The sequence below is a fragment of the Caballeronia cordobensis genome, from assembly GCF_001544575.2.
GTDB lineage: Bacteria > Pseudomonadota > Gammaproteobacteria > Burkholderiales > Burkholderiaceae > Caballeronia > Caballeronia cordobensis.
Map to the genome: position 1 here is coordinate 380,034 of NZ_FCNY02000006.1, position 14,009 is coordinate 394,042.

Here is a 14,009-nt window from a genome sequence, read left to right on the forward strand (position 1 = left end):
ATCTTAGCGCCTCAAAAAAACGCGCCGATGACACAGGGTGCCACACCCGATGAACGCTTGTTCAATGGTGCTTGTACAGCGATTGCCCCAGCGCCTGGGGAGAAGGTTGTGTCGTCCAGCCGCTTTGCACCGAACCTTCGCCGCTTGCGCCGTAGTCGCGATCGTACACGCGGTCGTACGCGCGGCTTCCGGAGGGTTGTGAAGCATTGTTCGGGTCAGGCTGCGCGTAGGACAGCATCGGCAACATGACGGCTGCGGCAAGCAGGCTGGCAATGAGCTTCTTCATGATGGTTCTCCTTTGAACGAGCGTGGAACTTGATAAGGAGACTAGGCCCGAAGAATTAGACGATCGTTAGCCTTTTGCGGCGCTCACACGTTCTCCGGCGTATAGAGTTGCGCCGGCAGCGGATACTGGCTCGCCTGCGCGCTTTCGCCCGGCAGCGCCTGCAGGGCGCGCAGCATCGCCTGAATCGCCGTTTCGGCGATGCGCTGAAGCGGTGTGTCGATCACCAGATCGATGACGCCTTCGACGAGCGCCTCGTACCGGTCGGGCATGAGATCGCTGCATACGGTGACGATGCGCCGTCCCGCGGCTTCCTCGCGCAACGCGCGAATGACGCCGCCCACGCCGCCGCCGGGAATATAGAGCCCGGCCAGATCCGCATGCCGCGCGAGCATCGCGAGGGTCGCTTCATAGGCGAGCTGTTTGTCCTCGAGGTTGATTTGCGTGTCGAGCACACGAAGTCCGGGCGCATGCTCGCGCAGATACGAACGAAAGCTGATCTCGCAGCTTTCCTGACCGAGATAGCGGGGGGTGCCGACAAACACGCCCACCGTGCCCTCGTTGCGATGCGTGAGACGGCTCACGGCCCACGCCGCCGTGCGTCCGCTCTTGCGCGGGTCCACGCCGATATAGCCCGCTCGCAACGGCGCGCTGAGGTCCGACAGCAGCGTGACCGTCGGTTTTCCCTGGACATGAAGCGTTTCGATCGCGGCCGTCACATGCGGATGATCGACCGCGACCACGCCGAGCGCGTCGGCTTCTTCGCCGAGCGTGAGCAGCGTGCGCGCGATGGACGCCGGATCGAGTTCGTCCATGTACTCGATGACGGCGGTGCAATGCTCGGGTTCGTGACGCGCGGCCGCGTCCGTGAGAATGCGCGCGAAGGTCTGATAGAACGGATCGGCGCGCTTTTGCAAGCAAAAGCCCAGGTTATATCGCTCGTGGCGCTCGCCGCGTTGTGCGCGCAGGCGTTCCCGCATCAATGCCGCGCCGTGATAGCCGATGCGTTCCGCCGCTTCGATCACCCGCAGCGCGGTGCCTTCACGCACGCTGATGCGCCCGTTGAACACGCGGTCCACCGTTGCGGGGCTGACGCCCGCGGCCTCGGCCACGGACTGAAGTGTGGGACGCTTGCTCATGTTTGATGTAAATGATGGTTTTTCAAAGCGCGCGATGATGCTTAAAGATAGCAAATGCAGGCGATCGTTGCCTCATCGAAGCGCTTGCTCCTATCATCGTTCCATCGACAGGCAATGATGTATTCCCATCATCGAATGAGGTGCAATGATGGAATCCGGGCAAGGCGAAGGCGTCGGCGCGAGAGATCGGCATCGCGATTACGGGCTGATCGGCGGCGCGGGAGAACGCGCGAAAGCGGCTGGTCTCGTGAACGCGCAGTGGTACAAGTGCGCGGTGCCGCGTCCCGTCATGAAGAGCCTGATGCAACGAAGCGACGCACGCGCCATGCGCGACACGCTGCTCTGGTACGCGGCAATCGTCGCGGCGGGCGTGCTGGCGTGGTTCGCATGGCGGGCGCAATCGCTCTGGGCGGTGCCCGCATTTCTGCTTTACGGCACGCTGTACTGCGGCCCCGCCGATTCACGCTGGCACGAGAGCGGGCACGGCACGGCGTTCAAAACATCGTGGATGAACAAGTCGCTGTATCAGGTCGCGTCGTTTCAGGTGTTTCGCCGCCCGACCATCTGGCGCTGGAGTCACGCGCGCCATCATACGGACACGCTCGTGGTCGGGCGTGACAGGGAAATCGCCGTGCCGCTGCCCACGGACTGGCTGAGCATCGCGCTGAACGTCTTTGCGCTCAAGCATGCGGCGGGTGAAGCGCCGAAGATCGTTTCATCGGCGTTCGGCCATATCGGTGAAGAGGAAAAGACGTATGTGCCCGAGTCGGAATGGCCGAAAGTTATTCTGGAAGCGCGCGTCTGGCTTGCGATCTATGCAGTCGTGATCGCCGCCTGCATCGTATTCCGTTCGATTTTGCCACTGCTCTATGTCGGCTTGCCGAGCTTGTACGGCGCGTGGCTCTATCTATTCTTCGGCCTCACGCAGCATGCGGGCATGCCCGAAAACGTGCTCGATCACCGCAAGAACTGCCGCACCGTGATGATGAATCCCGTGTTCAGGTTTCTCTATCTGAACATGAACTATCACGTCGAGCATCACATGTTTCCGATGGTGCCTTATCACGCGCTGCCCCGTCTGCATGAAGCGGTGAAGGACGACATGCCGCCGCCCTATGCGAGCACGATCGCGGCGTATGCGGAGATCGTTCCGGCGCTCGTGCGGCAGACGCGCGATCCGTCGTATCACGTCGAGCGGCCCATGCCCGCCGCGACGCAAGCCTGAAGGGAATGCCATGACGCAATGGATCGACGCAGCCGCATTGAACGATATCGAAGACGAGGACGTGATGCGCTTCGATCACGATGGCCGCACGTTCGCGATCTACCGGATGAACGATGCCGTGTATGCGAGCGACGGCCTGTGCACGCACGAGCACGTTCACTTGAGCGAAGGCTTCGTGATGGACTACGTGATCGAATGCCCGAAGCACAACGGACGCTTCGATATTCGCGACGGCCGCCCGCTATGCGCGCCCGTCTGCGAAAAGTTGCGGACTTATCCGGCGAAAGTGGAGGGCGGGCGCATCTTCATCGAGGTCTGAAAGCGCGATCGATGCGTCATACGCGGAAGATGCTGACGGCGCGCGCGAGACGCTCGGCCTGATCGCGCAACTCGGCCGTGGCATGTTCCGCTTCACCGACGAGCGCCGCGTTCTGTTGCGTCGCCTCACCGATCAGCATGACCGCGCTGTTCACCTGCTCGATGCCGCTCGCCTGTTCGCGCGACGCGACGCCGATTTCATCGACGATCGCATTCACGCGCGAGACGCGCTCGACGATGCCGTTCATCGTGCCGCTCGCTTGCTCGGCGATCTTGTCGCCGTGCGAGACTTTCGACGCCGATTCCGCGATCAATGCCTCGATTTCCTTGACGGCCGCCGCGCTGCGTTGCGCGAGCGCGCGCACTTCCGATGCGACCACGGCGAAGCCCTTGCCGTGCTCGCCGGCGCGCGCCGCTTCCACCGCCGCGTTCAACGCGAGAATGTTGGTCTGGAACGCGATGCCTTCGATGGTCGCGGTGATGTCGGCAATACGCCGCGCCGATTTATCGATCTCGCCCATCGTTTCGACCACGCGTTCCACGGCCTCGCCACCCGCGCGCGCCGCAGTCGATGCCGACGCGACGAGCGTGCCCGCCTGCGCCGTATTCGCCGCGTTTTGCTGCACGGTGGACGTGATTTCCTCCATGCTCGCGGCGGTTTCCTCGACGCTCGCCGCCTGCGTGGCGATGCGCGTCGCGATATCGCTGCTGCCCGATGCGATGCGCGCGGTGCCTTCGTTCATGTCGGCCGAGGCGCTGCGCACTTGCGCGACGATCTGCGCGAGCCCGCGCGCGATGCCGTCGATCGCACGCATCAGGCGGCCGATATCGTCTTCGCGCGCGCTGTCGATGCGCACGGTGAGATCGCCCGCGGCGATGCGTTCGGAAGCGCGCGTGATGTCATCGATCGGACGGCCGACGAGCTTCGTCACCGCATACAGCAGCACGCCGACGAGCAGCGCCACGACCGCGAGCCCGAGCATCAGAAAGCGGTTGCGGCTCGCGTGGACGTCGGCGAGCAGTTCGTCGCGATACGCGATGCCGCCGATCATCCATTGCCACTGCGGCACCGACATATAGACGATTTCCTTCATGCCGCCGTGCACGCGCGCATCGGCGCCCGCGATATCCGCGCCGTCGAACGCGAGCTTGCCTTCACGCGAGTCGAGCATCTGTTTGAAGGGCGCGACGCGTTCGTCGGCGAGCTCGCCTTTCGAGCCCGGATGCACCAGCAGCTTGCCGCGATTCGCGCCGTTCGATGCATCGACGACGAAGTGATAGCCGCTCGCGCCGATCACGAGCTTCGCGATGCCGTCTTGCAGCGCGGCGAGTTCGGAACCCACGTCCACGCCCACGAAAAGCGCACCGATCACGCGGCCCGATGCATCCGTGACGGGGCGGTACTCGGTGATGTACTGCTTGCCGAAGAGCGCCGCGATGCCGATATACGACTTGCCGGCCATCATCGGTGCATAGGCGGGGCCCTTGCGATCGAGCAGCGTGCCGATGGCGCGCGTGCCGTCTTGCTTCTTGAGCGAGGTCGTTACGCGCACGAAGTCGTCGCCGGTGCGGGCGAAGATCGTCGCGATCGCGCCGCTCTCTTCGAGAAACGCATCCGGAATCGCGAAGTCGTTGTTCAGCGGCTTGTCGCCGGCGACGAAGATCGGCGCCGCCACGCCGCCGACGTCGACGGTGCGCGTCTCGTCGAGCGTGAAGGTCGAGGGCAGGCGATGCGCGAAGATCGTCGTGAAGCGCGTGACTTCGGCGCTGACCGCCTTGTCGAATAAACCGATCATCGTCGCGATCGAGCGATTCTCGCTTTCGACGCGCGCGAGTGCATGCGCGTCGACTTGCTCGCCCGCGCTCTGCGTGACGGCGACGGTGAAAAAGGCGACGACGACGGCCGTGAGCGCGCACGCGAGCACGGCGAATTTGGTCCCGACGTTCATGCGGGCCAGAGTATTACGAGGCATGGGGAATGACTGAACGATAAGAGTAGTTGTCTCGGCTCTTATCGGCAGAAATTGTGTCGCCCTTTAATTTTTTCTCTTCTCGATGCTATCGGCGTTGCCTCATCGCCAGCGCGACGCCCGAAAGCGTCAGCGCCATCGCGATCGCTTCGCGCGTGCCGAGCGGCTCGCCGAGCGCGAGCGCCGCCGCGACGATCCCCATGATCGGCACGAGCAGCATGCCGATGGAGGCGACATCGGCGCTCAGGTGACGCAGCGTCGCGAACCACGCGAGGTAGCACACGGCCATCGGCACGAGGCTCATGTAGACGAGCACGGCCCAGCCGTCGAGCCGGAGCGCCGACATCACGGGATGCTCGATCAGAAGGCCGAGCACGGTCATCGGCACGCAGCCGATGCCGACCTGCCACGCGACCAGGGAGATCGGCGCGATAGGCAGCGGCGCGCGCGAGATCACCGTGCCGAGCGCGAACAACACGGCCGCCGAGAGCGCGAACGCGACGCCTGCGAGCTTGCCGCCATCGAAGGAGAGCCCGTGCGCGGAAAGCAGCACGACGACGCCCGCGAGACCGAGCGCGAGCGCGCAAAAGCCCGCAATCGAAGGCTTGCGCTTCGCGATCGGCCACGCGAGCAGCATCGCCCAGATGGGCATCGTATAGACGAGCAGCGCGCCTTCGCCGACCGACAGCCATTTCATCGAGAGCGTGGAGAAGCCCATCCACGCGAAGACGTTGATCGCCGATGCCAGCACGAGCCGCGGCACGAGCGCGGCGGGCACGCGCGGGTTTTCGCCGGCCAGTTTCGCTATCAGCCCGAGCAGCACGGCGGCCGCGATGCCCGCAACGCCTCGCGAGAAAAGGGGCGGCCACTCGCGCAGCAGCACTTTCATGGCGGGCCAGTTCAGCGCCCAGCCGGTGGCGGTGACGAGCAGATAGATGAAGCCTTTGAAGCGATCAGGCATGGGAGGCGGGCTTGTTGTTCGTTGTTGTCGTCCGGCGGGTTGTGATCATACAGGCGCGCCCGTTCGGTTCGAAGCCGCCCGGGCCGAGAGAAAAACGATTAACTCAAAACATCTCAAAAACGCACGTTCGGGTTCGCCGCTACAGGCACTATCTGGCGGCCTTGGCGGCAGAATTAGGGCAAACACTAGGATAGCCAGTCGGCGGCAAACGCACTATTCTTCGAAAAAACGTTTTCCAAGACAGACCGGCCAGCGCGGCGTCATCGTCCGCGCGAAGCCCACCGTCCACGGCGCTCGTCGCCGTTCCACGCAACAAAGAACGCGGCACGACGAGCGCCGCCGCGTCCGGAGACTTTAATGAACACTGTCGTTGCCGGCGTCGCGCGAACCGCCAGCCGTTATCGCTGGACCGTGTGCGCGCTGCTCTTTTTCGCCACAGTCATCAACTACATGGACCGGCAGATCCTCGGTCTGCTCGCGCCGATGCTGCAGCACGACATCGGCTGGACGCAGGTTCAGTACGGCCGCATCGTGATCGCGTTTTCGGCGTTCTATGCGATCGGCCTGTTGTGCTTCGGGCGCATCGTCGACTGGCTCGGCACGCGGATTTCCTACGCGCTCGCGATGTTCATCTGGAGCATCGCCGCGATGCTGCATGCGGCCGTCGGCTCCGTGATGGGCTTCGCGATGGTTCGCGCGCTGCTCGGCATCGGCGAGGGCGGCAACTTCCCGGCGGCCATCAAGACCACCGCCGAATGGTTCCCGCGCCGCGAACGCGCGCTCGCGACCGGCATCTTCAACTCCGGCGCGAACATCGGCGCGGTGTTTGCGCCCGCGCTCATTCCGGCGCTCGCGGTGGCCTTTGGCTGGCGCGCGGCGTTCGTGATGGTCGGCGCGATCGGGCTCGTGTGGCTCGTGGTGTGGTTCGTGATGTATCGCCAGCCGGACGGCCGCGCGCATGACGACGAAATCGCCGACGAAGGCGACGAAACCAATGCCGCCGATGCCGCCAACGTAAAGGCGCGCGCGCCGGGCTTCAAGGAACTCATCAAGAAGCGCGAGACGTGGGCGTTCATCGTCGGCAAGTTCCTGACGGACCCGGTGTGGTGGTTCTATCTCTTCTGGCTGCCGAAGTGGCTCAACGAATCGCGCGGCATGGACATGCAGCACATCGGTCTGCCGCTCGTCGTGATCTACGCGATCACCACTATCGGCAGCATCGGCGGCGGCTGGATTTCGTCGGCGCTGCTGCGTGCGGGCTGGACCGTGAATGCGGCGCGCAAGACCGCGATGCTGATCTGCGCCTGCGCCGTGCTGCCGATCGCCTTTGTCTCGCAAGCCGAGAATCTGTGGGTCGCGGTGGCGATCGTCGGTCTCGCGGCGGCCGCGCATCAGGGCTGGTCGGCGAACCTCTTCACGACGGCATCGGACCTGTTCCCGCGCCGTGCGGTGGGCGCGGTGGTCGGTATCGGCGGCATGGCCGGCTCGATCGGCGGCGTGCTGTTCTCGGAAGTGATCGGCCAGGTGCTGCAACGCACGGGGCATTACTGGGTGCTGTTCGCGATCGGCGCGTCGGCGTATCTCATCGCCTTCGGGATCATGCACCTGCTCACGCCGAAGATGAAGCCGGCGAAGCTCTCGGCGTAATCGCCCATCATGCGTCGAGACGTGCGCCGCGCCGCCCGCATCCGCACTACGCAGGCGGCGCGACGCGCGTCATGCGGCCGCGGCAGTCGATTCGCGCACGATGAGCCGCGGCTCGAACATGGAGTTGCCGGGATCGGGATGACCGGCGAGGGCGTCGATGAGTTTCTGCATCGCCAGTTCGCCCATCTTCTCGCTCTGGATGTCGACGGTCGTCAGGCCGGGCGCGGCGTACGCGCCGTAAGGCACGTTGTCGATGCCCGTCACCGAGACGTCCTGCGGCACGCGAATGCCGAGCGACGCGGCTTCCTTCATGAAGCCGAGCGCGATCAGGTCGTTGTAGCAGATGACCGCCTGCGGGCGCTTCGGGCCGAGCATCACGCGCGAGCAGGCCTGTTCGCCGGCAAGCGAAGTGGGCGCATGCGCTTCGTAGATATCGAGTTCGAGCCCGGCTTCGGCGAGACAGTCGCGCGCCCCGCGAATCCGTTCATCGTTGATGCGCGCATGCTCGAAACCGAGGTACGCAATGCGACGATGCCCGAGATCGAGCAGATGCCGCGCGAGCATGTAAGTCGCGAGACGGCTGTTGATGCCGACGCTCGGAATCGGCAGTTCGGCGTTGCGCAACAGCACGACGGGCTTGTCGAGATCGAGCATCCATTGCGCGTTTTCGTCGGCGAGGCGCGAGCTGACGAGCAGGCCGTCCACGCGCTGCGCGAGCGCTTCGATGAGCGGACGCTCGCGCGCCTGGTTCTCGTCGATATCGACGAGCAGCAGCGTGTAGTCGTGCCTGAGCGCGATGCGGTTCGCGCCCTTCACGACATGCGTGAAGTGCGGATTGCTGATGTCGAGGATCGTGATGCCGATGGTGCGCGTCTTGCCCGTGATCATCGAGCGCGCGAGCGGGTTCGAGCGATAGCCGAGCGATTCGATCGCTTCCTTGAGCTTGGCCTCGACGGGCGCGGAGAAGCGCTGCGCGCCATTGATGTACTTGGACACGGTCGCGACCGACACGCCCGCTGCGGCGGCGACGTCGCGAATGGTCGGGGAAATTTTTTTCATTCCGAGGGTAACGTTTTCGCAGTGTTTACGGATTGTCGCAGAAATTCTGGAAACGATGACATCGCATCTTGCATTATGCATGCGAACCGTACTGGTTTTTTGCATGCCAGATGCCGATTGACGGTGCGCCCGGCGGATCGCTATAGTCCCGAAAACGTTTTCTTCCTTTTTGCTTTCAACGCAACACCACATATTCGACAGGAGTCTCGATGAATCAGCCAAACGCAGCCGGCAAGCCGTTCAAGCGCCTGCTTCTGACCGGCGCGGCCGGCAATCTGGGCCGCCAGTTGCGCGGCGCGCTCGCGCAATGGGCCGACGTCGTGCGGCTCTCCGATATCGCACCGCTCGACGACGCGGCGGCTCACGAAGAAGTGAGCGCCGTCGATCTCGCGGATCGCGACAAGGTGATGCAACTGGTCGAAGGCGTCGATGCGATCGTGCATCTCGGCGGCATCTCGATCGACGCACCGTTCGACGATCTGATCGAAGCGAACATTCGCGGCACGTACAACCTCTATGAAGCGGCGCGCCGTCATGGCGTGAAGCGCGTCGTGTTTGCGAGCTCGAACCATGCAATCGGCTTTCATCCCGTCACCGAGGTGCTCGACGCGGATTCGCCGCTGCGCCCGGACAGCCTCTATGGCGTGACCAAGTGCTTCGGCGAATCGCTGTCGCGCTATTACTTCGACCGCTTCGGCATCGAGACGGTGTGCCTGCGCATCGGCTCGTCCTTCGAGGAACCGAAGAATCCGCGCATGCTGGTCACGTATCTGAGCTACCGCGATTTCATCGAGCTCGTGCGCTGCTCGCTGTTCACCAACCGCGTCGGTCACGCGGTCGTCTATGGCGCGTCGGACAATCCGGTGAAGTGGTGGGACAACGCGAAGGCGGGCTTCATCGGCTTCAATCCGCAAGACAGTTCGGCGCAGTTCAACGGGCTCTTTCCCGCAGCCGCGCCGAGCGCCGAGCGCGACGATCCCGCGCAGCGTTTCCAGGGCGGCCCGTTCGTGCTCGGCGAACCGATGGAGCGCAAGCGATGAGCGCGACGGCGCGCGTGGAGCGGCTCGACGCGGGCGGCCGCGCGACGGTCGGCGAATGTCCGGTATGGCGCGGGGAAGACAACGCGCTGTACTGGGTCGATATTCCGGCGCGGCGTATCGTCCGGCTCGACGTCGGCAGCGGGCGCCGCACGGAATGGGCGTTCGACGAGCAGGTCGCGTGCTTCGCATTCGATGCGGCCGGGCATGTCGTCGCGGGCATGGAAAGCGGCATCTTCAGCGTGACGCTTGCCGATGCGCACGAAGGTCGCGCCCGCAAGCTCGCCGCGCCGGTGTTCCCCGCGTCCGGCATGCGCTTCAACGATGGCCGCTGCGACCGGCAAGGGCGCTTCTGGGCCGGCACGATGGTGCAGGACATGTCGCTCGCAAGCACCGCGGGCGCGCTCTTCCGGTTCGACGAGAAGGGCGCGTTGTCCGCACCCGTCGTCGAGGGATTGATTACGCAGAACGGTCTCGCCTGGTCGCCCGATGGCCGGACGATGTATCTGTCCGATTCGCACCCGCAACGCCGCCTCGTCTGGGCTTTCGACTTCGACCCCGACACCGGTACGCCGGGCGCGCAACGCGTGTTCGCGGATCTTCACGATTACGCGGGACGTCCCGATGGCGCGGCCGTCGATGCGGATGGCTGCTACTGGACCTGCGCCAACGATGCGGGCCGCCTGCTGCGCTTCACGCCGCGAGGCGAACTGGATCGCGAAATCGCCTTGCCGGCGAGCAAGCCGTCGATGTGCGCATTCGGCGGCAGCGACCTGAAGACGCTCTTCGTGACGACGATTCGTCCGGCAACGAATGCCACTGAAGACGACGGCTATGTGTTCGCATTGAACCCCGGCGTGCAAGGCTTACCGGAGCCGGATTACGCGGGTGTGTTACCGGTCGCATAATTTGCGAATGGCGGGGCGCGAGGCCGTCCCGTTCCGCAATTTTTTCGCATACTTTGGGATGCGAGGCAGTTGGCGCACCGCATTGGCGCGCAGCGAAATGTGGCCTACGTCCCGCTTCGGAACCGATACCAAGGTCAAACACCAATGCTGTAGTTCCTCCTTAAAGAGTAGTCTCCCGCAGGTGCATCGAGCACCAGCGATCGACTGATTCTTCTATCCGGAGGAGACATAGATGGACCTTGAAGCCCGCACCATGAAGCGCGTGATGGTTCGCCTCGTGCCGTTCCTGATCTTGTGTTATTTCATTGCCTATCTGGACCGTGTCAACGTCGGCTTTGCGGCGTTGCAGATGAACAAGGCGCTCGGTTTCACCGCGAGCATGTTCGGCTTCGGCGCCGGCATTTTCTTTATCGCGTATTTCTTTTTCGAAGTGCCGTCGAATCTGCTGCTCGAACGATTCGGCGCGCGCCGCTGGATCGCGCGCATCATGTTCACGTGGGGCATTCTCGCGGCGGCGATGGCCTACATTCCGCATATCGCGCAGGCGACGGGTCTGTCGAACGCGTATGTCTTCTATGGCCTGCGCATTCTGCTCGGCATCGCTGAAGCGGGCTTCTTTCCCGGCATCATCTTTCTGCTGACCTTGTGGTTTCCCGCGAAGTATCGCGGGCGCGTCGTCGGCTACTTCATGGCGGCCATTCCGCTGTCCACCGTGATCGGCGGGCCGATCTCCGGCGCGCTGCTGCAGATGGACGGCATCAACGGCATGGCGGGCTGGCAATGGCTCTATCTGATCGAAGCCATTCCCGCGCTCTTGCTTGCCTTCGTCGTGTACTTCTATCTGACCGACAAGCCCTCCGATGCGCACTGGCTCGCCAAGGAAGAGCGCGACTGGCTCGTCGACCGGCAGGCGCACGAGCGGGCGCATCGCGAGGCCGTGCATTCGTTCAGCGTGAAGGAAGCGATCTTCAATCCGCGCGTGCTCGCCATCGCGTTGATCTACTTCGGCGCGAACGCGACCAACTATGGCCTGAGCTTCTTCCTGCCGCAGATCGTGAAGGCGTTCGGCCTGACGAATCTGCAGACCGGCTTCGTCACGTCGCTGCCCTATGTGGTCGGCGTGATCAGCATGGTGCTGTGGGGACGTCATTCGGATCGCAAGCTGGAGCGCCGCTGGCACGTCGCGATTGCGCTGATGGTGGCGGCGGGCGGCATCGCCGCTTCGGCGGGACTCGACAATCCGGTCCTGAAGATGGTGGCGCTGTCGATTGCGGGCTTCGGCATCTTCGGCTGTCTGCCGGTGATCTGGACGCTGCCGGCGTCGTTCCTCTCGGGCGCGGCGGCGGCGGGGGGCATCGCCGCGATCAACTCGCTCGGCAATCTCGCGGGCTTCTTCGGTCCGTATGCGATGGGCTGGATCAAGGACAGCACGGGCGGCTTCGGCGCGGGTCTGTTGTGTCTCGCGGGCGCGGGCATGGTCGGCGTCGCGGCGGTGTTGCTGCTGCATCATGATTCGGCGCTGGAGACGATAGCGCATCCGCATGACATCGAGGATGGCGAGCCGAACATGGCGGCCCGCTGACGCGTTGCAACGGCGCCAAGGTTGCACGGTCCTTGGCGCTGCTGCCATTCACCTTCACTCCGCCGAAGCCTGCGCCCTGCGCAATCTCTCCCGGCTATTGATCAGATGCAGACGCATCGCGGTGCGCGCCGAATCGGCGTCGCCTCGTTCGATGGCGTCCGCTATCTGCTCGTGCTCGCGGTTCACGCGCATCAGATAGTCCGCGTACTGATCGTGCGGAATGGGCGTCGCGGTGAGGCGCGTGCGCGGAATCATGCGCGTGCCGAGATGCTCCATGATCTCGACGAAATAGCGATTGTTCGTCGCATGCGCGATCTCCATGTGAAAGCGCAGATCCGGCGCGATCGTATCCTTCGCCTTGCCCACGCTTTGCGCGAAATCGGCGAGGGCCGATCGCATCGTCGCAAGGCGCGCCGCATCGCAACGCATGGCGGCCAGTCCCGCGCATTCGGTCTCCAGGCTGATGCGCAGTTCGAGAATCGCGAGCGCATCGATCGAGCCGGCGACATCGGCGGGATCGAGCTTCAAGAGCGGCGACGCGCCCGCTTCGCTGACGAACGTGCCGATGCCATGGCGCGTCTCCACGAATCCGGCCGCCTGCAGGCGCGAGAGCGCCTCGCGCACCACCGTGCGGCTCACGCCGAAGCGCTGCACCATTTCCGCTTCGGTCGCGAGGCGGCTGCCGGGCTTCATTTCCTTCGAATCGATCTGCGCACGCAGCGCATCCACCAGTTGCGCGGTGAGGCTGCGCCGCGTGCCGGGCGATGCGGCGGATGCGTCGGCTGAAGCAGCGGCGGAAGAGGTGGACAGCGTGTCGGCATGAAAGTCGGGCGATAGCGTCACGGCGTTCTCGTTGGAATGGGTTTTACACACATTGACAAATCGTTCGGCAAATGATGATATGCGTCATGCAGTGATATGACAACGTACAAGAAGTTGCGTGCAGGGTTAATCCCTAGCACGACCACTTCGACGGAGACACAACGCGATGGAACAACAACAAGGCACGCCCTCCGCGAACGCCGCGCAATTCGACCGTTTGCTGCTGACGGGCGCCGCGGGCGGCATCGGGCGGGCGATCCGGCACCGTGTCGCGGAATTCGCGCGGCAGGTGCGTATCTCCGATCTGCCCGGCGTGCTGCCGGGCGATGCGGCGCCTCACGAAGAAATCGTGCCGTGCGATCTGGCCGACCGCCAGGCCGTCGATGCGCTCGCCAGCCATTGCGATGCGATCGTTCATCTCGGCGGCGTGTCGGTGGAGCGCCCCTTCGAAGAGATTCTCGAAGCCAATATCAAGGGCGTGTTCAACCTCTACGAAGCGGCGCGCCGTCAGGGCGTGAAGCGCATCGTGTTCGCGAGCTCGAATCACGTCACGGGTTTCTATCGGCAGGACGAACGAATCGACGCCACCGCGCGCAAGCGTCCCGATGGCTATTACGGCTTGTCCAAGTCCTTCGGCGAGGACACGGCGCAGCTTTATTTCGACCGCTATGGCATCGAGACAGTGAGCATCCGCATCGGCTCGGTGTTTCCGGAGCCGAAGGACCGCCGCATGATGGCGAGCTGGATGAGCTACGACGACTTCCACGATCTGTTGCGCCGCAGCCTCTTCACGCCGGACGTGGGGCACACGATCGTTTTCGGCATGTCCGCGAACGCGCATACGTGGTGGGACAACCGCTGCGCCGCGCATCTGGGTTTCGTGCCGCGCGACTCGTCCGAGCCATTCCGCGACAAGGTCGAAGCGACGCCGCCGCCCGCGCCGACCGATCCGGTGGCCGTGCTGCAAGGCGGCGCGTTCACCGTGACCGGCCCGTTCGATCCGGTTTAATGCATGCAACATGCAGAATCACGGCATTCGTAGTATGTCGTCATACATC

The 14,009-nt window shown here is 64.0% G+C and carries 13 protein-coding genes; 7 read left to right on the forward strand and 6 right to left on the reverse strand.

What is annotated here, in order from left to right; genetic code table 11:
• Positions 1 to 61: 61 nt before the first annotated feature.
• Entirely contained in the window at positions 62 to 286 is a 225-nt protein-coding gene (locus AWB70_RS14380; RefSeq protein WP_053571449.1) for a hypothetical protein, read from the reverse strand.
• Between the two features lie 83 nt (positions 287 to 369).
• Complete coding sequence (locus tag AWB70_RS14385; RefSeq protein WP_053571448.1) at positions 370 to 1,422, reverse strand: LacI family DNA-binding transcriptional regulator; 1,053 nt, start codon at positions 1,420 to 1,422, stop codon at positions 370 to 372.
• Between the two features lie 145 nt (positions 1,423 to 1,567).
• On the opposite strand from AWB70_RS14385, the gene AWB70_RS14390 reads away from it, so the two are divergent.
• Entirely contained in the window at positions 1,568 to 2,647 is a 1,080-nt protein-coding gene (locus tag AWB70_RS14390; RefSeq protein WP_053571447.1) for a fatty acid desaturase family protein, read from the forward strand.
• A 10-nt stretch (positions 2,648 to 2,657) separates the two neighbouring features.
• Positions 2,658 to 2,966, forward strand: a complete 309-nt coding sequence (locus AWB70_RS14395; protein WP_014252466.1) for a non-heme iron oxygenase ferredoxin subunit — start codon at positions 2,658 to 2,660, stop codon at positions 2,964 to 2,966.
• Positions 2,967 to 2,982: 16 nt separating this feature from the next.
• Here the strand turns inward: AWB70_RS14395 and AWB70_RS14400 are convergent, their stop codons facing one another.
• Positions 2,983 to 4,938 carry a methyl-accepting chemotaxis protein gene (locus AWB70_RS14400; RefSeq protein ID WP_053571446.1) on the reverse strand — a complete coding sequence of 652 codons (1,956 nt, stop codon included), beginning with the start codon at positions 4,936 to 4,938 and terminating at the stop codon, positions 2,983 to 2,985.
• An 85-nt stretch (positions 4,939 to 5,023) separates the two neighbouring features.
• Positions 5,024 to 5,896, reverse strand: a complete 873-nt coding sequence (locus AWB70_RS14405) for a DMT family transporter (RefSeq protein ID WP_053571445.1) — start codon at positions 5,894 to 5,896, stop codon at positions 5,024 to 5,026.
• A 357-nt stretch (positions 5,897 to 6,253) separates the two neighbouring features.
• Between AWB70_RS14405 and AWB70_RS14410 the strand changes: the two genes are divergently transcribed.
• Positions 6,254 to 7,543, forward strand: coding sequence for an MFS transporter (locus AWB70_RS14410; protein WP_053571444.1), 1,290 nt, complete (start codon positions 6,254 to 6,256; stop codon positions 7,541 to 7,543).
• A gap of 69 nt (positions 7,544 to 7,612) precedes the next feature.
• Here AWB70_RS14410 and AWB70_RS14415 read toward each other — a convergent pair whose 3' ends face one another.
• Positions 7,613 to 8,602 (reverse strand): LacI family DNA-binding transcriptional regulator, encoded by a 990-nt coding sequence (locus tag AWB70_RS14415; RefSeq protein WP_014252462.1) that lies wholly within the window; start codon positions 8,600 to 8,602, stop codon positions 7,613 to 7,615.
• 209 nt (positions 8,603 to 8,811) lie between these two features.
• Here AWB70_RS14415 and AWB70_RS14420 point away from each other — a divergent pair, with 209 nt between their 5' ends.
• The 3 genes from AWB70_RS14420 to AWB70_RS14430 all read left to right on the forward strand — a co-directional run bounded on the left by AWB70_RS14420 (position 8,812) and on the right by AWB70_RS14430 (position 12,129).
• On the forward strand, positions 8,812 to 9,642 hold the full coding sequence (locus AWB70_RS14420; protein ID WP_045460967.1) for an NAD-dependent epimerase/dehydratase family protein: 831 nt from the start codon (positions 8,812 to 8,814) through the stop codon (positions 9,640 to 9,642).
• On the forward strand, positions 9,639 to 10,547 hold the full coding sequence (locus AWB70_RS14425) for an SMP-30/gluconolactonase/LRE family protein (protein WP_053571443.1): 909 nt from the start codon (positions 9,639 to 9,641) through the stop codon (positions 10,545 to 10,547). Before AWB70_RS14420 ends, AWB70_RS14425 begins: the two co-directional genes overlap by 4 nt.
• A gap of 232 nt (positions 10,548 to 10,779) precedes the next feature.
• Positions 10,780 to 12,129, forward strand: coding sequence for an MFS transporter (locus tag AWB70_RS14430; protein ID WP_053571442.1), 1,350 nt, complete (start codon positions 10,780 to 10,782; stop codon positions 12,127 to 12,129).
• 54 nt (positions 12,130 to 12,183) lie between these two features.
• On the opposite strand, the gene AWB70_RS14435 is transcribed toward AWB70_RS14430, so the two are convergent.
• Positions 12,184 to 12,972 (reverse strand): FadR/GntR family transcriptional regulator, encoded by a 789-nt coding sequence (locus AWB70_RS14435; protein WP_082378197.1) that lies wholly within the window; start codon positions 12,970 to 12,972, stop codon positions 12,184 to 12,186.
• Positions 12,973 to 13,117: 145 nt separating this feature from the next.
• On the opposite strand from AWB70_RS14435, the gene AWB70_RS14440 reads away from it, so the two are divergent.
• On the forward strand, positions 13,118 to 13,960 hold the full coding sequence (locus AWB70_RS14440; protein WP_053571441.1) for an NAD-dependent epimerase/dehydratase family protein: 843 nt from the start codon (positions 13,118 to 13,120) through the stop codon (positions 13,958 to 13,960).
• The last annotated feature ends 49 nt before the right edge of the window (positions 13,961 to 14,009 follow it).

What these genes read in the sequence shown, in the direction of transcription:
- AWB70_RS14380 (WP_053571449.1), bottom strand. Translation starts at nt 286, where the DNA reads ATGAAGAAGCTCATTGCCAGCCTGCTTGCCGCAGCCGTCATGTTGCCG.
- AWB70_RS14395 (WP_014252466.1), top strand. Translation starts at nt 2,658, where the DNA reads ATGACGCAATGGATCGACGCAGCCGCATTGAACGATATCGAAGACGAG.
- AWB70_RS14405 (WP_053571445.1), bottom strand. Translation starts at nt 5,896, where the DNA reads ATGCCTGATCGCTTCAAAGGCTTCATCTATCTGCTCGTCACCGCCACC.
- AWB70_RS14390 (WP_053571447.1), top strand. Translation starts at nt 1,568, where the DNA reads ATGATGGAATCCGGGCAAGGCGAAGGCGTCGGCGCGAGAGATCGGCAT.
- AWB70_RS14420 (WP_045460967.1), top strand. Translation starts at nt 8,812, where the DNA reads ATGAATCAGCCAAACGCAGCCGGCAAGCCGTTCAAGCGCCTGCTTCTG.
- AWB70_RS14440 (WP_053571441.1), top strand. Translation starts at nt 13,118, where the DNA reads ATGGAACAACAACAAGGCACGCCCTCCGCGAACGCCGCGCAATTCGAC.
- AWB70_RS14430 (WP_053571442.1), top strand. Translation starts at nt 10,780, where the DNA reads ATGGACCTTGAAGCCCGCACCATGAAGCGCGTGATGGTTCGCCTCGTG.
- AWB70_RS14385 (WP_053571448.1), bottom strand. Translation starts at nt 1,422, where the DNA reads ATGAGCAAGCGTCCCACACTTCAGTCCGTGGCCGAGGCCGCGGGCGTC.
- AWB70_RS14425 (WP_053571443.1), top strand. Translation starts at nt 9,639, where the DNA reads ATGAGCGCGACGGCGCGCGTGGAGCGGCTCGACGCGGGCGGCCGCGCG.
- AWB70_RS14415 (WP_014252462.1), bottom strand. Translation starts at nt 8,602, where the DNA reads ATGAAAAAAATTTCCCCGACCATTCGCGACGTCGCCGCCGCAGCGGGC.
- AWB70_RS14400 (WP_053571446.1), bottom strand. Translation starts at nt 4,938, where the DNA reads ATGCCTCGTAATACTCTGGCCCGCATGAACGTCGGGACCAAATTCGCC.
- AWB70_RS14410 (WP_053571444.1), top strand. Translation starts at nt 6,254, where the DNA reads ATGAACACTGTCGTTGCCGGCGTCGCGCGAACCGCCAGCCGTTATCGC.